This window comes from Terrihabitans soli (genome assembly GCF_014191545.1).
GTDB lineage: Bacteria > Pseudomonadota > Alphaproteobacteria > Rhizobiales > Methylopilaceae > Flaviflagellibacter > Flaviflagellibacter soli.
The window spans coordinates 2,332,309-2,350,215 of record NZ_AP023361.1 but is presented as its reverse complement, the minus strand read 5'-3'; the positions used below and the strand labels follow the sequence as shown (position 1 = coordinate 2,350,215).

Annotated in this window: 18 protein-coding genes; 10 read left to right on the top strand and 8 right to left on the bottom strand. The window is 62.7% G+C overall.

The annotated features are described in order from the left end of the window. Positions 1-62: 62 nt before the first annotated feature. The 4 genes from IZ6_RS12130 to IZ6_RS12115 form a co-directional block, all read right to left on the bottom strand. Positions 63-1,433, bottom strand: a complete 1,371-nt coding sequence (locus IZ6_RS12130; RefSeq protein WP_222875306.1) for a glutamate--cysteine ligase — start codon at positions 1,431-1,433, stop codon at positions 63-65. Positions 1,434-1,565: 132 nt separating this feature from the next. Further along, on the bottom strand, positions 1,566-2,252 hold the full coding sequence (locus IZ6_RS12125; protein WP_222875305.1) for a L,D-transpeptidase: 687 nt from the start codon (positions 2,250-2,252) through the stop codon (positions 1,566-1,568). 133 nt (positions 2,253-2,385) lie between these two features. Beyond that, positions 2,386-3,123 (bottom strand): 16S rRNA (uracil(1498)-N(3))-methyltransferase, encoded by a 738-nt coding sequence (locus IZ6_RS12120; protein WP_222875304.1) that lies wholly within the window; start codon positions 3,121-3,123, stop codon positions 2,386-2,388. An 8-nt stretch (positions 3,124-3,131) separates the two neighbouring features. Further along, positions 3,132-3,947, bottom strand: coding sequence for a lytic murein transglycosylase (locus IZ6_RS12115; protein WP_222875303.1), 816 nt, complete (start codon positions 3,945-3,947; stop codon positions 3,132-3,134). Between the two features lie 101 nt (positions 3,948-4,048). On the opposite strand from IZ6_RS12115, the gene ubiA reads away from it, so the two are divergent. Continuing rightward, on the top strand, positions 4,049-4,978 hold the full coding sequence (ubiA, locus tag IZ6_RS12110; RefSeq protein ID WP_222875302.1) for a 4-hydroxybenzoate octaprenyltransferase: 930 nt from the start codon (positions 4,049-4,051) through the stop codon (positions 4,976-4,978). A gap of 11 nt (positions 4,979-4,989) precedes the next feature. On the opposite strand, the gene IZ6_RS12105 is transcribed toward ubiA, so the two are convergent. After that, positions 4,990-5,562, bottom strand: coding sequence for a DUF6101 family protein (locus IZ6_RS12105; RefSeq protein WP_222875301.1), 573 nt, complete (start codon positions 5,560-5,562; stop codon positions 4,990-4,992). 249 nt (positions 5,563-5,811) lie between these two features. On the opposite strand from IZ6_RS12105, the gene IZ6_RS12100 reads away from it, so the two are divergent. Genes IZ6_RS12100 through lpxK form a run of 4 tightly spaced genes read left to right on the top strand, consistent with a single transcriptional unit; the run spans position 5,812 to position 9,635 of the window. After that, positions 5,812-6,630, top strand: coding sequence for a 3'(2'),5'-bisphosphate nucleotidase CysQ (locus IZ6_RS12100; RefSeq protein ID WP_222875300.1), 819 nt, complete (start codon positions 5,812-5,814; stop codon positions 6,628-6,630). Between the two features lie 17 nt (positions 6,631-6,647). Next, positions 6,648-7,367 (top strand): lysophospholipid acyltransferase family protein, encoded by a 720-nt coding sequence (locus IZ6_RS12095; protein WP_222875299.1) that lies wholly within the window; start codon positions 6,648-6,650, stop codon positions 7,365-7,367. Beyond that, on the top strand, positions 7,360-8,652 hold the full coding sequence (locus tag IZ6_RS12090) for a 3-deoxy-D-manno-octulosonic acid transferase (RefSeq protein ID WP_222875298.1): 1,293 nt from the start codon (positions 7,360-7,362) through the stop codon (positions 8,650-8,652). Before IZ6_RS12095 ends, IZ6_RS12090 begins: the two co-directional genes overlap by 8 nt. Next, on the top strand, positions 8,652-9,635 hold the full coding sequence (gene lpxK, locus IZ6_RS12085) for a tetraacyldisaccharide 4'-kinase (protein WP_222875297.1): 984 nt from the start codon (positions 8,652-8,654) through the stop codon (positions 9,633-9,635). The genes IZ6_RS12090 and lpxK overlap by 1 nt, the downstream gene beginning before the upstream one ends. Before the next feature lie 3 nt (positions 9,636-9,638). Here lpxK and IZ6_RS12080 read toward each other — a convergent pair whose 3' ends face one another. The 3 genes from IZ6_RS12080 to IZ6_RS12070 form a co-directional block, all read right to left on the bottom strand. After that, entirely contained in the window at positions 9,639-9,869 is a 231-nt protein-coding gene (locus IZ6_RS12080) for a DUF2093 domain-containing protein (protein ID WP_222875296.1), read from the bottom strand. 86 nt (positions 9,870-9,955) lie between these two features. After that, positions 9,956-10,603 (bottom strand): protein phosphatase CheZ, encoded by a 648-nt coding sequence (locus tag IZ6_RS12075; protein ID WP_222875295.1) that lies wholly within the window; start codon positions 10,601-10,603, stop codon positions 9,956-9,958. 44 nt (positions 10,604-10,647) lie between these two features. Then, positions 10,648-11,031 carry a response regulator gene (locus tag IZ6_RS12070; protein WP_222875294.1) on the bottom strand — a complete coding sequence of 128 codons (384 nt, stop codon included), beginning with the start codon at positions 11,029-11,031 and terminating at the stop codon, positions 10,648-10,650. 275 nt (positions 11,032-11,306) lie between these two features. On the opposite strand from IZ6_RS12070, the gene IZ6_RS12065 reads away from it, so the two are divergent. From IZ6_RS12065 to IZ6_RS12045, 5 genes are all read left to right on the top strand, one after another. After that, complete coding sequence (locus IZ6_RS12065; protein WP_420825551.1) at positions 11,307-12,212, top strand: bifunctional riboflavin kinase/FAD synthetase; 906 nt, start codon at positions 11,307-11,309, stop codon at positions 12,210-12,212. 40 nt (positions 12,213-12,252) lie between these two features. Next, positions 12,253-15,216: an isoleucine--tRNA ligase gene (gene ileS, locus IZ6_RS12060; RefSeq protein ID WP_222875292.1), complete on the top strand. Its 2,964-nt coding sequence runs from the start codon at positions 12,253-12,255 to the stop codon at positions 15,214-15,216. Continuing rightward, the gene (lspA, locus tag IZ6_RS12055) at positions 15,213-15,692 is read left to right on the top strand and encodes a signal peptidase II (protein ID WP_222875291.1); all 480 of its coding nucleotides are present in this window, start codon (positions 15,213-15,215) and stop codon (positions 15,690-15,692) included. The genes ileS and lspA overlap by 4 nt, the downstream gene beginning before the upstream one ends. Positions 15,693-15,779: 87 nt before the next feature. Further along, positions 15,780-16,430 (top strand): hypothetical protein, encoded by a 651-nt coding sequence (locus tag IZ6_RS12050; RefSeq protein ID WP_222875290.1) that lies wholly within the window; start codon positions 15,780-15,782, stop codon positions 16,428-16,430. A 123-nt stretch (positions 16,431-16,553) separates the two neighbouring features. After that, positions 16,554-17,906 carry a M16 family metallopeptidase gene (locus tag IZ6_RS12045; RefSeq protein ID WP_222875289.1) on the top strand — a complete coding sequence of 451 codons (1,353 nt, stop codon included), beginning with the start codon at positions 16,554-16,556 and terminating at the stop codon, positions 17,904-17,906. Position 17,907: the final 1 nt, after the last annotated feature.

Below are 17,907 nucleotides of genomic sequence, written 5' to 3'. Positions count from 1 at the left end.
GCCGCGCCGGCAGTGGTTTCAAACCAGGCTTCGTGATGCAAGCCATCACGCCAGGTGATGGCTCAATACGCTTCCTCGAAAAACGCCGGATCGACCGAACGCGCCCAGGGGCCGCGCCAGCGGGCGAGGAGATCTTCCGCATTGGTGCGTCCGCCATCGACAAGCTGTTCGAGCGTCGTGAGATAAATCGTCTCGTCGTCGCCGAGGCCGTTGGGGCGGCCGCGCGCGGCAAGGCCGGCGCGCGAAATGTCGAGCACATCGCGCGCGAGTTCGCGCAGCGAGCGATTGCGGATCGAGGCAGCAAGCCCGAGCTTCGGCACGTCGCGGCGCAGCGTGTCGCGCTCTTCCGCGGTCCAGTCGCGGACAAGATCGTAAGCCGCGTCGAGGCTCTGCTGATCGTAAAGAAGGCCGACCCAGAAGGCGGAGAGCGAGCAGATGCGGCTTGTGCGGCCGACATCGGCGCCGCGCATTTCGAGGTAACGCTTGACGCGCACTTCGGGGAAAATCGTCGTCAAATGGTTCGACCAGTCCGAGAGCGTTGCGCGTTCGCCGGGCAGGGCTTTGAGCTTGCCGTCGAGAAGATCGCGGAAGCTCGCGCCGGCGACATCATGATAGGTGTCGCCGCGCTTGACGAAATAGAGCGGCACATCGAGCGCGTAGTCCGTGTAGCGCTCATAGCCCATACCGTCTTCGAACGCCCAGGGCAGCATGCCTGTCCTGTCTGAATCTGTGTCGAGCCAGATCTGCGAGCGCATCGACAGGAAACCGTTCGGCTTGCCGTCGGTGAAGGGGGAATTGGCGAAGAGGGCGGTCGCAACCGGTTGCAGCGCCAGCGAGACGCGCAGCTTCTTGACCATATCGGCTTCGGTTTCGAAATCGAGATTGGTCTGTACGGTCGCGGTGCGGAACATCATGTCGAGGCCGTGCCCGCCGACTTTGGGCATATAATTCGACATGATCTCGTAACGGCGCTTCGGCATCACCGGCGTTTCGTTCAGCGTCCATTTCGGCGACATGCCGACCGAGAGGAAGCCGATGCCGAGCGGCTCTGCGACTTCGCGCACCTGAGACATATGCGAGTGAAGTTCGCGGCAGGTGCCGTGCAGCGTCTGTACCGGTGCGCCGGACAATTCGAACTGGCCGCCGGGTTCCAGTGAAATGGCGCCGCCGCCGGTGACATCGAGAAGGCCGATGATCTTGCCGTTCTCGATAATCGGTTCCCAGCCGAGCAAGGCCTGCATGCCCTCGAGCAAAGCGCGGATGCCGCGCGATCCTTCATAAGGAACGGGCGTGTTCTCGCCTTTGCGGAACGGCACTTTCTCGTGCTCGGTGCCGATGCGGAAATTCTCGCGCGGCTTTTCGCCTTTTTCGAACCAGGCGACGAGTTCGTCGCGCGATCCGATGGGGGTCATATCGATCTGGTCGCGCGCCATGAGGGTCTTCGCGGGGAAACGGGACCCTCACCTATGCCTTCGCGGTGCGTCCGTAAAGGCCGGGCCGCAAACGAAACGCGCCCGGTACGGGAGCCGTACCGGGCGCGTGGTTAATACAGAACTTCCGTGTGATCAGACCGCGACGCCGGTCTGGCTGACGACGACCTCGGTGCCGATCGGCACGCGGTTATAGAGGTCGATGATGTCCTGGTTGAACATGCGGATGCAGCCCGAGGACATGGCCTGGCCGATCGATTTCGGCTGCGTCGTTCCGTGGATGCGGAAATAGGTGTCCTTGCCGTCCTGCGCGAGATAGAGCGCACGCGGGCCGAGCGGATTGCCGATGCCGCCGGGCATGCCTTCCGGCCATTTCGCGGCTTCCGGATCGCGCTCCATCATTTCCTTCGGCGGATGCCATTTCGGCCATTCCTGCTTGCGGTCGATGATCGCGCGTCCGCTCCAGGCGAAGCCGTCGCGGCCGACGCCGACGCCGTAACGCATCGCCGTGCGGCGATCGAGCGTCAGATAGAGAAACTTGCTCTGCGTATCGACAACGATGATGCCGCCGCGCTCGCCCGTGGGATTGGCGACAAGCTGGCGCATGAAGCGCGGGTCGATCCCTTTGGTGTTCACCGCCGCAATCGGGAAGGGCTCGGTGGTGATCGCGCCATAGCCGTCGACCGCGGGTGTGTTCATCGGCGTCGAAGCGACGACGGCACCGCGGCCGCCGCCGGCGGTCTGACAGGCGGCAAGAAAGAGCGGCAGGCCGGCGACAAAAGCGCGGCGGCTGATGCGGCTCACAGAATCGATATCGGTCATAAGCGGACGGGGACCCCCAAAGTCTGGCGAACCGGAGCAATAACGCCGATGCGCACGATCCGGCCAGTGAAAAGCCGGTCACGACAGCGTGTAATAGCCAGACGTTTCAGGGGTGTTGCGTGGGTGTCACGAATTAGAAATCGCCCAAGCTTGCCTGAACCAGCGCCAATGCCACAACAGCAGCCGTATCCGCACGTAGAACGCGCGGGCCGAGCGAAATTGTGGCGGTCTGCGGCAATTTGGACAGAAGCGTGCGCTCGCTGTCGTCGAAGCCGCCTTCCGGGCCGATGAGCACAGCAAGCTTGCCGCGCGTGAGCTTGCCCAAAGCGGCAAGCGGCGAGGCCTGTTCGGTATCCTCGTCGCAAAAGATCAGACTTCTGTCGGATGGCCATGCGGCGAGAAGCTTGTCGAGCGCAACAGGTTCTTCGATCTCGGGCAGCGAGAGAATGCCGCATTGTTCGGCGGCTTCGACGGCATTGGCCCGCATGCGCTCAAGATTGACGCGGCCGCTCTGCGTCCGCCGCGTCATCACCGGCTGCAGGCGCGTGACGCCCATCTCGACGGCTTTCTGCACCATGTAATCGAGCCGGGCATGTTTGAGCGGCGCGAAGAGATACCAGAGATCGCCTTGCGAGGTCTGCGTACGTACCTGTTCGCGCGCGGTGAGGGCCGTCTTCTTCTTGCCGGCATCAGCGATCTCGGCGCGCCATTCGCCGTCGCGGCCGTTGAAGACGAGGACGTTCGAGCCCGCCTGGAGGCGCAGCACATTGCGCAGATAGTTCGAGGCCTCCGGCGACAGCGCAATCTCCGCCCCGGCCTTCAGGTCCTCATCGAGGAAAAGCCGCGGCGCCGAGAAATCATATTCAGCCATGGATAAGGTCAGGAGCCGCCGGAGACTTTGGTGGCGAAGAGGGCGATCGCCTTCTGATAGTTCGGTGATTTATTCCAGCCGGCGAGCGCGGCGAAATTGGCCGAGCCTTCCTGCCAGCCGCCGCCCTTCTGCCAGCCATAACCGCGCAGATAATTGGCGGTCGAAGCGAGAACGTCGGCCTGGCTGCGAATCAGATCCTTCTTGCCGTTGCCGTCGAAATCGACGGCGAACTTCACATAGGAGGAGGGCAGGAACTGCGTCTGGCCGATTTCGCCATGGCCTGCACCCTTCAGCTCCGCCGCGCTCATCTCGCCTTTGTCGATGATGGTGATGGCGGCGAGAAGCTCACGCTGGAAGAGATCGGTGCGGCGGCAGTCATAGGCGAGCGAGGCAAGACCCGGCAGGATCGGCTTGTTGCCGACAAAGCCGCCGAACTCGGTCTCCATCCCCCAGATGGCGACAAGCACGGGACCAGGCACGCCGTATTGCGATTCGATCCTCTGGAAGAGTGCGGCGTGGGATTTGAGATAGCCCGCCGCGCGATTGAGGCGGGCGGACGTGACGCGGGTTGCCGCGAACTGTTCGAACGAGCCTTTGAAGGCGGCGCGGACCTTGCGGTCGAAGGCGAGCGTCGCATTGTCGAGCTTCAGGCCGTCGAGCGCCGAGAGGCCGCGCTTTCCGACGCCCTTGGCAGCCGCCTCTTTCTGGAAGGCATCGATAAAGGCATCGAACCCACCCGGGGGCGAGCACTGGGCAGCCATGGCCGACGGCGTTGCCACGAGGATGAAGCAGAAGGCCGCAAGCCATTTGAAAGACGGCGTCATTGTTCTCAAAATCCCTCTATGCGAGAGAGCGAAGATAGCGTTTTTCTCCCGCGCGGCTAGACTTGCCGGGAATAACTTCCCGCCCGTTTCACATCGGACACATGGTCACCTCTTCCAGCGATGCCCCGCCCGGCAATTGGGTCGACCGCCATGCGCCGGACTGGCTGAAGCCCTTTGCGCGGCTGGCCCGCTGGGACCGGCCGATCGGGGTCTGGCTCCTGTTCTGGCCCTGCGCCTGGAGCACGGCTCTGGTCGCGACCGCCACCGGCAAGCCGGCGCCGGATCTCTTCCATCTCGTGCTGTTCCTCATCGGCGCCTTTGTCATGCGCGGGGCGGGCTGCACCTGGAACGACATTGTCGACCGCGACATCGATGCCAAGATCGCCCGCACCGCGAGCCGCCCGCTGCCCTCCGGGCAGATCACCACCAAAGCGGCGGCGGGTTTTCTCGTCCTGCAGCTCGTCGTCGCCCTCGTCGTGTTGCGCCAGTTCAATCTGATCACGATGGCGCTCGGCTTTCTCGCGATCTTTCCTGTCGTCACCTATCCCTTCATGAAACGCATCACCTGGTGGCCGCAGGCGGTGCTCGGCATCTGTTTCGGCTGGGGCGCTCTGATGGGATGGGCGGCGGCGGAAGCAACTGTGCCCGGCACACCGTCGCTTCTCCTGTTCCTCGGCTGCGTGTTCTGGATCATCGGCTACGACACGATCTACGCGCTGCAGGACATCGAAGACGATGCGCTGGCGGGCGTGCGCTCCACCGCGCGCCTGTTCGGCGCGAAGGTGAAGCCCTGGCTCTGGGGCTTTTACGGTGGAACGGTCATTTTGATCGCCGGTGCGCTGATTGCGGCAAATGCCGGTTTTGCCGCGTGGCTCGGGCTTTTTGCGTTCTCAGCGCATCTTGTCTGGCAGGTGCGCGTGCTCGATCCGCAAGATCCGAAACATGCGCTGATGCTGTTCCGGTCGAACCGGACAGCGGGCCTTATTCTGTTTGCGGGATTTGTCGCCGACGCGGCTTTGCGCGCGCTCTAGCCGCCAGAAAATTATTCAGAGGCGATGATCTCGCGCTCGCCCTGATGGACGAACGGAACGAGCGGCAGTTTGCCGGTGCGGCGGCGCGTCAGGAAACGCGGGCGGCGGCCCGACAAAAGCGAATGGCGGCGGCGCGGACGCGGGCGCGAGACTTCGACCTCGCCGAGCCGGTCTTCGGCGGCGATCGTGCGGCCGTCGAGGCCTTCCATCAGAAGCGGCAGGCCGAGCGTGGTCGCCCACAAACGCCATTCGGCAATAACGTCGAAATCGTCGTCGGCGAGATAGAGGATGACTTCCTGGGCGGGTGCGGTGTGCGACAGGACGACGGCGACGCGGTCTTCGGTCTCGGTAGCGCCCGGCAGAAGGCGGATGGCGACACCGCGATAATCGGACAACGGAAGGACGATCTTTGAAGCGCCATCGCCCAAACGGCGGGCCGCTTCGATCCGGTCGGCCTCTTCAGGCGCGCGCTCGGCCAGATTTGCCGCTTCCGGAACATTGAACTCGAAAGGCAGACGCGCCGGATCGGCTTTAACAGCACGGTCCGGCGCCGAAGCTCCGAGGATTTCGTTGGGACGCCTCACGAAACTCTACTCCCCGAACTGTCTCGTTTGCTTGGACAGTTCTTATCTACGGGAAGGGAGTGTCGCAGTTCAGCTTCGAAACGGACTTAAGGTGTCTAGTTAATCAAAGCTGACCTAGAATATTGGTATAAAATTGTTTTCCGGCCTGATAACATTACCTTTACCCTGTAAAGCACGGCCGGTGTCTTGCCCCTGACAGGTGAGGGGTTTAACTCCGTTTCACCCCCGGACTTATGTGGAGTTTGTTCCTTGGCGGTTTCCCGCGCCGAGCTCGATCAGTTGAAGGCTCCCGTCGCGTCGATCGTCCGCGAAGCCGGCGAGATCGCGCTCGGTTTTGCCCGCTCCGGGGCCAAGCGCTGGACCAAGGGGGATAGCTCGGTCGTCACCGAGGCCGATGTCTTCATCGACGGCTTTCTCCGGGAAAAGCTCTCGGCGCTCGATCCCAACATCGGCTGGCTGTCGGAAGAGACGGCCGATACGCCCGAGCGCCTCGATCATGCCCGGGTCTGGATCGTCGATCCGATCGACGGCACGCGCGCCTTTGTCGAAGGGGTGCCGGTCTGGGTGATTTCTGTCGCGCTTGTCGATGAAGGCCGCCCGGTCTTCGGCATGATCTACAATCCGACCAAGAACGAGATGTTCGAAGCGGTGGAGGGCGGCGGCGCGTTTCTCAACGAACGCCAGATCACGGCCTCGCCGCGCGATGTCCTGGAAGGCGCCGAGATCGTCGGCCCGCGCACCATGCTGGAAGATCTCGACGGGATCGGCGCCGCGGTGGCGCGCGCGCCTTATGTCTATGCGCTCGCCTATCGCCTCGCCAATGTCGCCGCCAACCGGGTCGATGCCGCCGTCGCATCAACACGTGCCAAGGATTGGGACATCGCCGCCGCCGACATCATCATGCAGGAAGCCGGCGCAAAGCTTCTCGAAATCGACGGCGAGCCGCCGCGCTATAATCTTCCGTCCCCCGTCCATCGCCCGCTGATCGGCGCGCGCGAGCCTCTGAACGCAGCCATTCGCGCCGCGCTTCTTCTGGCCGGCGCAACGCCGCGCAGCTGGGCCGGCTAGGGCGGTCGCCGGCCGCCATGAACTACAAAAAGATTGTCCGCAGCCCCTTTGTGCTGAATCTCGCGGGCAGCCTCATTGCGTTCTACATCCGCATCATCGGCAAGACGACGCGCTTTGTGCAGGAGCCGGCGGATCTGCGCGGCGCGCTTGCGGGCGATCTGCCGCTGATCATGGCGCTGTGGCACGGCCAGCATGTCATTACGCCGCTCGCCTGGCCGAAAGACTGGCCGGGCTCGGCACTCGTCGCCCGTCATGCGGACGGCGAGATCAATGCCATCGCTCTTGAAAAGCTCGGCTTCAATCTTGTCCGCGGCTCGGGCGCCCATCATTCGTCCGACAGGGCCGTCACAAAACGCGGTGGCGTTCTTGCGCTACGCGGGCTTGTGCGGGCGCTGAACGGCGGAAGCTCGGTGACGCTGACGGCCGATGTGCCGAAAATCGGCGGTGTGGTCGGCACGGGAATTGTTCTGCTCGCAAAACTGAGCGGCCGTCCGATCTATCCGCTTGCGGTTGTAACGAAGAACTGTATCGCGCTTAACACCTGGGATCAGGCGCATCTGGCTCTGCCGTTCAGCCGCGGTGCGATGGTGGTCGGCGAAAAAATCACCGTCGCCGAGGATGCGAGCGACGAAGATCTCGAAATTGCCCGCCTCAAAGTCGAACGCGGGCTCGACCTTGCGCATGCACGCGCTTATGAACTCGTCGGCGGCAAACCCTGGCGGGTGCGTAATGGCTAAGAAGCCGATCCTTCTGCGGGTCTATTCCGGTGTTCTCGGCTTTGCCGGACCGCTGCTGGCCTGGGCGCTGCTCAATTGGCGCCGGCGCAAGGGCAAGGAGATGCTGACGCGCATCGGCGAGCGCCGCGGCCGGCCGAGCCGTGACCGGCCCGAGGGCCTGCTCGTCTGGGTTCATGCCGCAAGCGTCGGCGAATTCGTCTCCGTTCTGCCGCTCGTTGAAGCTCTGGTCGATCGCGGCTTTCACGTTCTTTTGACGACGGGGACGATTTCCTCGGCACGCCTTGCCGCCGTGCGCCTGCCGCCCGAGGCGCTTCATCAGTTCGTGCCGCTCGACGTGCCGCGCTATGCGCGGCGTTTTTACGATCACTGGCAGCCCGATCTCGTCATCTTCACCGAGAGCGAACTCTGGCCGAACCTCTTTGCCGAAGCGGAGACGCGCAATATCCCGCTCGTCATCGCCAATGCGCGCATGTCGCAGCGCTCTTATGACCGCTGGGCGCAGCTCGGCTCGACGATCGGCTATGTGCTGAAGAATATCGATCTGTGCCTCGCCCAGACCGAAACGGACGGGCGGCGGTTGGCGGCCCTCGGTGCGGTGCGCGTTGAGACCGCCGGCAATCTGAAATTCGACGTGCCGCCGCCGCCGGCGCCCACCGATGTATTGACCCGCCTGCAGGATGCGATTTTCGGCCGTCCCGTCTTTCTCGCGGCTTCGACCCATACCGGTGAGGATGAGCTTGTCATCCGCGTCCACGCGCGCCTGAAGCAGCAGACGCGCAATCTTCTGACCATCATCGTCCCGCGCCATCCCGACCGGGCGCACGAGGTTCTGGACGCTGCGGAAGAGATGGGCCTCGATGTGTCGCTGCGCTCGTATATCGGCGATCCCGACTGGAACAACGATATCTTCGTCGCCGATACGATCGGCGAACTCGGCCTGTTCTACCGCGTGGCCGACGTCGCCTTTGTCGGCGGCTCGCTCGTCGAGCATGGCGGGCAAAATCCCATCGAGCCGGCAAAGCTCGGTGTGCCGATCCTGCACGGACCGCATGTTTCGAATTTTGCCGAGATCTATAAGGAGCTCGACGCGGCGCAGGGGTCTCTGGAAATCACCGACAACGAGACCTTCGCGATTGCCGTCAGCGGCCTGATCGCCGATCCTGCGACGCGTGACATGATGCGAAAGTCCGCCTTCGGCGTTCTTGAGCGAAATGGCGGCGCGCTGGAAACGACCTTGGCTGCGATCGAGCCTTATCTGATGCAGATGTCGCTGACGAAACGCTGATGCGCGCGCCGGACTTCTGGTGGCGCCCGGCGCCTTCCTTCCTCGCCCGGCTTTTATCGCCGTTCGGCGCCTTTTACGGGGCGCGTACTCTGGCCCGGATGGGCCTGCCGGGAAAAGCTTCGTCCATACCCGTGATCTGCGTCGGCAATCCGGTCGCCGGCGGCGCCGGCAAGACCCCGGCGGCCATCGAGATTGCCCGGCTTCTCAACCTTGCGCGCCGCAATCCGGTGTTTCTCACGCGCGGCTATGGCGGCAAGCTGGAAGGCCCGGTCCGCGTCGATCCGAAAACCCACACCGCGCGCGACGTCGGCGACGAGCCGCTGCTTCTGTGCCGCACCGCGCCTTGCGTGGTCGCGCACGACCGGGTCTCCGGCGCAGCTCTCGCTGCAAAATTCGGCGATGTGATCGTCATGGACGACGGTTTTCAAAATCCGTCGCTGAAGAAGGATATGTCGCTCCTTGTGATCGACACCGAGCAGGGCATCGGCAACGGGCTGTGCATTCCGGCGGGGCCGCTGCGCGCGCCGATCGAGGATCAGCTCGCGCGCGCCGACGCGGTGATCCTGATCGGGGAGGGGAAGGCCGCCGGTTTTCTCGGCCGCCGTAAAAAGCCGCCTCAGCTTGCGGCGCGTCTTGTTCCGGATGCGAAACTTGCGGGCGCGCTCAAAGGGCGGCGGGTTCTGGCCTTTGCCGGCATCGGCCGTCCGCAGAAATTTTCCGGCACGCTGAAAGCGCTTGGTGCCGATGTCGTGCGGCTTGCCGCCTTTGGCGATCATCATGTCTTCACGGTAGCCGAGGCGAGGGCGCTTCTGGATGAAGCGGCGCGCGAGGATCTGACGCTGGTGACGACGGAGAAGGATTTTGCCCGGCTGACGGGGCCGGAGCTGAAATGGCTGGCCGACAAAACCTATGCGCTGCCCGTGAGGCTCGCTTTCGACAATCCGAAGCTCGTCACTTCGGGCCTGAAAAAATTATTCGGCTGATCGTCAGGCTTTGGGCAGAAGGCCGAGGGCCTCAAGCCGCTTGATGGCGACTTCGGGGCTGGCATAGGCCTCCTGCCGCTCGGCGGACCAATAGCGCAGCTCTTCGATCGGGATGGCGGCGCCTGTGACCGCGCAGCGCACAAAGCTGCCCGGCTTCAGGACGCGGAAATCGCCGTCGAGATAGCGGACTTCGGCTTCGGTGGCCGGCCGGGGAATGCGTTCGTGCTGGTTCATGTCTCGGACCTTGCGCCTAAAATAGCGCGCGGGCGGCAGTTTATCTATGCCCGGCAGTCCATGGGAGGTCCGCAAAAGGACCTAATTCAGTCGCCACCGAACATGTCGTCGACTTTTTTCTGGTCGATCGCATGGCCGGCGAGCTGCGGACCGTTGAGCAGCAGCTTCTCTTTGCGCTTGGCGCGGGCCGCTTCCTGTTCGTCGAGGAAGCCGGCGACGTCCTTGGCATTGACCGCCTCGGCAAAGCGGCCGACGCGGGCTTCGATCATCTGCAGCGTTTCCACGACTTTAGCGACCCGCTGGCCGGTGATGTCCTGGAAGGAGCAGGCTTCGAAAATCTTCATCACATGGTCGTTGACGAGCTTCTGATAGGCCTTCGGATCCTTGGCATCCGCGGCCATCAGCGCTTCGGCGCTTTCCATGATCGTATTCGTCGCGTCTTCGGTCGCCTTGATGATGGCGTCGAGCTCTTCACCGGCGGCCGGAATGCGGCTTTCCTTCAGGTCGTTGACCTGGAAGACGCCGATTTCGGACTTCATCGTCTCGATGTAATTGGCGATGTCGCGCAGCTCGCGATAGGTCGTCGCGTCCATGCTTTCGCAAAAGTTCTGCATGCTTTCCGCGGCCATCGCCGCGAGCTTCATGACTTCCGCAAAGCTGGGCTCGGCACCTTCCTGAGCCTTTGCATAGGTCTGCATTTCTTCGAAATGCGCCTTCTTGGCCTTATTAGCCATCTTACGACCTCAAACAAAGCGGCCGGAGTAAGCCCCGGTCTTGCTTAGTCCCCGAATACTGCGTCGATCTTCGACTTCAGCGTCTGCGCGTTGAAGGGCTTCACGATGTAATTGTTCACACCGGCCTTCTTGGCTGCGATGACGTTTTCCGTCTTTGATTCGGCGGTCACCATGATGAAGGGCGTGCGCGCGAGCTTTTCGTCGGCGCGGACTTCCTTCAGGAGCTCGTAGCCGGTCATCGGCTCCATGTTCCAATCCGAGATCACAAGGCCGTAGCGCTTTTCGCGCATCTTGCCCAAAGCCTCGGAACCGTCCGCCGCTTCATCCACGTCGTCGAACCCGATCTGCTTCAGCAAATTGCGAATGATGCGGATCATGGTCTTGTAGTCGTCGACGACGAGAATGGGCATCGTGTGATCGACGGACATAGTGCAACCCCCGAATACAGGCGTCTTCTGACGCGCGAATAAAACCTTCGGGCTCCGTTTCTTGGCCCGCTGTTGCACAGAAATACCCGGTATCGTTTGAATATCCGGTTAACTGGAATTGGGGTTCATCGCCGCTTGACCCTCAAGGGTCCGGGGCGGCAGGGTCCGCCGGCCATGCCAAAACCCCAAGAATCGCTGCCGTGAACGTCCCGCTGGCACCCGGTTTCCTCCTTCAGAGAGGGTTAGACGATATTCCCGCCGCCCTGACAGGGGGGGTGGTCGCTATCGGCAATTTCGATGGGGTTCATCTTGGCCATAAGGCCGTTCTGGCCGCCGCACGGGAAGAGGCCATTGGCCGGAGCCTGCCGGCGCTGGCCATGACCTTTGAGCCTCACCCCCGAAGCTTTTTCCGCCCCGATCTGCCCATTCCGCGACTGACGCCGCCTCGCGAAAAGCGACTTCTGCTGTCGCATGAGGCACTTGAGGGCATGGTTGAGCTTACCTTCGATGCCGCTTTGGCGAGCCTTCCGGCGGAGGATTTCGTCCGGGAGGTGCTGATCGGCCGCCTCGGCGTCGTCGCCGTGACGGTCGGGTGGGACTTTCATTTCGGCAAGGGCCGGGTGGGCACGCCGGCCTTTTTGACGGAAGCAGGCGCCCGCTACGGATTCAAAGTGAACGTCGTCCAGCCTTTCGGCACGGGAACGCCGGTGTCCTCGAGCGCCATCCGGGCCCTGCTCAAAGCGGGGGATGTCGAGACGGCCAACCGGCTGCTCGGCCATCGTTGGTTTGTTCTCCGGGAGGTCGTTCACGGCGAAAAAAGAGGCCGGGAGCTCGGCTATCCGACCGCCAATATGCAATTGCCGCCGGAAACGCCCCTGGCCGAGGGGGTCTATGCGGTTCGGGCGTCGTTTGACGGCCATATCCATCCGGCGGTCGCCCATTTCGGGCGCCGCGTGCAGTTCCACGAAAACGCCCCGCCGCTGCTCGAAACTTATGTTTTCGACTTCAAGGGTGATCTCTACGGCAAGACGCTCGGTGTTGAATTCCTCGCCCGCCTGAGGGGAGAAGCAAAATTCGATAGTGTCGATGAATTGGTCTCCCAGATGCACCGGGACGCCATCGAGGCCCGGCGCATTTCGACCGGGCCTGCCGATCCTTTGGCGCCGAGCGCCATCGGCTAGCCTTTCCCGCAGCGCCCCGCCTTGCTATGACCCGCGCCTCATGACCGATGCCAAAGCCGCGCCCGTGCGCGATTATTCAGAAACCCTGTTTCTGCCGAAAACCGATTTTGCGATGCGGGCCGAACTCCCGAAACGCGAACCGGACATGCTTGCGCGCTGGGCGCGCCTTGGCCTTTACGAAAAACTTCGAAAGGCGGGCAAAGACCGCACCAAATTTGTTCTGCATGACGGCCCGCCCTATGCGAACGGCAATCTCCATATCGGCCATGCGCTGAACAAGATCCTGAAAGACCTCGTCGTCCGCACCAAACAGATGGCCGGTTTCGATGCGCCTTACGTGCCGGGCTGGGACTGCCACGGCCTGCCGATCGAATGGCGCGTCGAGGAAGAATATCGTGCCGCCGGTAAGAACAAGGACGAAGTCCCGGTCATCGACTTCCGCAAGGAATGCCGCGCCTATGCCGACAAATGGATCGGTGTGCAGAGCGAGGAGTTCCAGCGCCTCGGTGTGATCGGCGATTGGAAGCGTCCCTACACAACGATGAATTTCCGCGCTGAAGCGGTGATCGCAAACGAACTGATGAAGTTTGCGACATCCGGCCAGCTGTATCGCGGGTCAAAGCCCGTGATGTGGTCGGTCGTTGAAAAGACCGCGCTCGCCGAAGCCGAAGTCGAATATCACGAGGTCACGAGCCATACGATCTTCGTGAAGTTCCCCGTCATCGGCGTGCGCCCGAACGGCGGCACGATCTCGGACGCCGAACCGGTTTCCCAATTTCCGTCCTCGCAGGGACAGATCGTTATCTGGACGACGACGCCCTGGACCATTCCGGGCAATCGCGCGGTCGCGTTCTCGCCGACCATCTCTTACGGGCTTTATGAAGTCACCGGCGCACCGGACGATAATTGGACCCGGGTGGGCGAGCATCTTTATCTCGCCGATGAGCTTGCCGAGAACGCGTTCAAGGCCGGCCGCATTGAGGCCAAGCGCGTGCGCGATGTTGCCACCGACGAATTGAAAAGCTTTGTGCTCGCGCATCCGCTGCGCGCTTCGGGCTATGATTTCAGCGTTCCGGTGCTCGCCGCCGATTTCGTCACCGCCGATACCGGCACGGGCTTTGTCCATATTGCACCGGGTCATGGCGCGGACGACTATAATCTGTGGACCGCAAACCGCCTCGGCGAGGTGCCGCACACCGTGCAGCCGGACGGCGCCTACTTCCCGCATGTGCCGGTCTTCGGCGCGCAAGGTCTTCGCGTCTATGACGACAAGGGCAAGGAAGCGGACGCGAACAAAGCGGTGATCGAGGCGCTGATTGCGGCGGACGCGCTGCTCGCACGCGGGCGCCTGCGCCATCAGTATCCGCATTCCTGGCGCTCGAAGGCGCCGCTGATTTTCCGCAACACGCCGCAATGGTTCATCGCCATGGACAAGCTGTTGTCCGATGAGGGCGTGCCGGAGCGAGGCGATGACGGCATCGCCGTCGATACGCTGCGCAATCGCGCGCTTGCGGCAATCGATGCGACGGCTTTCTACCCGCCGGGTGGCCAGAACCGTCTGCGCGGGATGATCGAGGCGCGGCCCGATTGGGTTATTTCGCGCCAGCGCGCCTGGGGTGTGCCGATCTGCGTCTTTGTCGAAAAGAAAACCGGCGAAGTCCTGACGGACGCGGCCGTCAATACGCGCATCTTTGAAGCCTTCGAGAAGGAAGGCGCGGATGCCTGGTTCGGAGATCAGACCGGCGCGCGCTTCCTCGGCAATGATCATCCGGCCGAGGACTACGAGAAGATCAACGACATTCTCGATGTCTGGTTCGATTCTGGCTCAACCCATGCCTTCGTTCTCGAAGACAGCGAAAACATGCCCTGGCCGGCGGATATGTATCTCGAAGGTTCGGATCAGCATCGCGGCTGGTTCCATTCGTCGTTGCTCGAAAGCTGCGGCACGCGCGGACGCGCGCCGTATAATTCGGTTCTGACGCACGGCTTTGCGCTCGACGAGCAGGGCCGCAAAATGTCGAAATCACTCGGCAATACGACAACGCCGCAGGACGTTATCAAACAGTCGGGCGCCGATATCCTGCGCATCTGGGTGGCGTCGACGGATTATTCGGACGATCTGCGCATCGGATCGGAAATCCTCAAGACCTCGGTCGATACCTATCGCAAGCTCCGCAACACGATCCGCTGGATGCTCGGCGCGCTCGGCCATTTCAACGAGAAGGACCGCGTGCCATTCGCAAAGATGCCGGAGCTTGAGCGCTTCATGCTGCATCGTCTCGCCGAAGTCGGCGAAGAGGTGCGGGCGGGCTATGATGCGTACAATTTCCGCCGCGCGCTGCATGCGGTGATGAATTTTTATACCAATGAGCTCTCGGCCTTCTATTTCGACATCCGCCGCGACGCGCTCTATTGCGATCCGATTTCGTCCGAGACGCGGCATGCCGCTTTGTCGGTGCTTGATCTCGTCTTCGATCTGACGGTGCGCTGGCTTGCGCCGGTCATTCCGTTTACCGCTGACGAATCCTGGGTCTCGCGCACCGGCGATGACAGTCGCTCGGTTCATCTCGAAGATTTCGGCGCGTCCGATGCGGCGTGGAAGAATGATGCGCTCGACGCGAAATGGGAGAAGGTGCGCCGCGTGCGCCGCGTCGTCACCGGCGCGCTCGAAATCGAACGCGCCAACAAAAAGATCGGCTCGTCGCTGGAAGCCTCGCCCATTGTCTATGTCGAGGACAATGAACTTCGCGCCGCGCTTCAGGGTCTCGACCTCGCCGAAATCTGCATCACTTCGGATGCAAAACTCGAAAAGAGCGGTGCGCCGGCCTCAGCGTTCCGTCTTGACGATGTGCCGGGCGTTGCCGTCGAGCCGCGTTTCGCCGAGGGCACGAAATGCGCCCGCTCGTGGAAGATTTCGAAGGATGTCGGTTCGGACAAGGAATTCCCCGATCTGACGCCGCGCGATGCCGCCGCCATGCGCGAATGGCTGGCCGCGCGCGGATGAGTTCAGGTCTGCGCCTTGGCCTCATCACGGGTGCCGTCACCTTCCTTGCCGATCAGGCGCTGAAGCTCTGGATTCTCAACGCCTACGATCTCGCATCGCGCGGCCGTGTCGAGGTTCTGCCCTTCTTCGATCTGATCCTCGTCTGGAACCGCGGCATCAGCTACGGCCTCCTGCAGCAGGACGGGCTTATCGGGCGGCTGTTTCTGCTCGGCCTGTCGCTGGCGGCCTGCGTCTTCATATTCTTCTGGCTGCGCAAACCGGGAACCGTGGTCCACAGCTTCGGGCTCGGGCTCATTCTCGGCGGGGCGGCGGGGAATGCTGTGGACCGGGCGGCCTATGGGGCGGTCGCCGATTTCGTGCTGCTCCATGCCGGCGGCTTTGAATGGTACGTCTTTAATATTGCCGATGCGGCCATCGTTGTCGGGGTAGTCCTCATTTTGTATGGTGCCCTCCGGGGAGAGGCCGCGCGGTCTTAAGACGGGGAGGGGCTTAAAAAAGCCCGTTTCCGGTCGTGAAACAGGGAAAGCCGCCGGGGGCGCCTTTCGAGACGGGAAGCTTAAGCCTTGGACAAGACACGGATTTTCAGCACTTTCGCGGCCGTCGCGCTTCTGTCTATGGCAGCGCCTGCGCACGCCCAGACCTTCCGCGAGCTGATGGAAGACATCGGCCTGCAGGACCGCAAGCAGGAGAAGATGGACTTCTCCGAGCGCGCTCCGCTTGTTCTGCCGCCTTCAACGGACGCCGCGGCCCTGCCGCCGCCGGAAGACGGGGCGGCCCTGGCTACGGTGAACCCCAATTGGCCGAACGATCCCGACGTCCAGGCTGCGCTGGAGGAAGAGGAAAAAGAAAAGATCCCGGAGCGTCAGCGCCGCAAATATAAAGAAAATCAGGCCAACGAGATTTACAAGTTCCAGCGCCAGGAGCGCGAAGCAGGGCGCGTCGCCGCGGCAAACCCGCGCGAATACGACACGAACTTCGACCGCAACAAAGTGCTCACGCCGGAACAGCTCAAGGAAGTCCAGAAGCGGGAAGCCGAAATGGCCAAGACCGGCGCGCCTGTCGCCGCGATCGAGCCGGAGCGCAAGCGCCTGACCGATCCGCCGCCCGGCTACCGCACCCCGTCCGCCGAGCAGGCCTACGGGCCGGGCGAGGGCGACCGCAAGAAGGGCTTTTTCTCAAGGGTAAACCCGTTCGCCTCGAATTCGAGCAAGTGACGACGGCTTGCCGCACGGGTTAAAGCTCTGTGCCGCTTTTGCTTCGCCGATTCCGGCCCCATATGATGCAGCTTCTGCTTCAAAGCGGTATTTCGAGTCGTCGAACCGGAGCGCGGCACGCGCATGACCCTCAATTCTTCCGATTTAGGTTTCGGTGATTTCTTTTTCGGCCCTGGCGCCGCCCCTGGCGGGCGCCCGGCCAAAGGCCCCGAGGTCGAGACCTTCACGCTTTCGAACGGCCTTGAGGTCGTTGTCGTGCCCGACCGCCGCGCGCCGGTCGTCACCCATATGATCTGGTATCGCGTCGGCTCGGCCGATGAGCAGCGCGGCAAATCCGGCATCGCCCATTTCCTCGAACATCTGATGTTCAAGGGGACGAAGGCCCACCCCGCCGGCAGCTTCTCGAACACGGTGTCCGAACTCGGCGGCCAGGAAAACGCGTTCACCTCCTACGACTACACGGCCTATTTCCAGCGCGTGCCGAAAGCGGCGCTGAAGACCATGATGGCGTTCGAAGCCGATCGCATGGCCAATCTCATTCTGACCGATGAAGTCGTTCTTCCCGAGCGCGATGTCATTTTGGAAGAGCGCCGCTCGCGCACCGATTCCGATCCGGCGGCGCAGCTGTCGGAAGCGGTGTCGGCGGCACTCTGGATGAACCATCCTTACGGCCTGCCGATCATCGGCTGGGATCACGAGATATCGGAACTCGGCCGCGAAGACGCGCTCGCCTTCTACGATCGTTATTACACGCCGAACAATGCGATCCTTGTCGTCGCCGGCGATGTCGATGCGGCGGAAGTCAAAGCGCTTGCCTCCGACACTTATGGCAAGGTCGAACGCCGCGCCGATCCGCCGCCGCGGCTTCGTCCGCGCGAGCCGCAACAGGTCGCGGCACGTCGCGTCAATCTCGCTGATGCGCGCGTGCGCCAGCCTTCGGTCAGCCGCGTCTATCTCGCGCCCTCCTACCGCACGGCCGAGGGGGACGATGCATATGCGCTCGATCTTCTGTCGGTCGTCTTCGGCGGCGGTTCGACCAGCCGTCTTTACCGTTCGCTCGTCGTCGAGCGCGGCATCGCGGCGGCGGCCGGGGCTTATTACGGCGGCTCCTCGCTCGATGACAGCCGCTTTGTCATCTACGCCTCGCCGCGGCCCGGCCATTCTCTGGCCGATATGGAAGCCGCTCTCGACGAAGAGCTCGCGCGTCTGATCAAGGACGGGGTGAAGTCGGGCGAACTCGAACGCGCCAAAACGCGCCTCATCGCCGATACGATTTACGATCTGGACAGCCAGGCCTCGCTGGCACGCACCTTCGGTTCGGCGCTCACCACGGGTATGGACATCAAATCCGTGCTCGATTGGCCCGAGCGCATCCGTGCCGTCTCGCCGGAACAGCTTGTCGATGTCGCAAGGCGCGTGCTTGTCCTGCGCCAATCGGTGACGGGGCTGCTCGAATCTGCACCGGACGCGGCCTGAT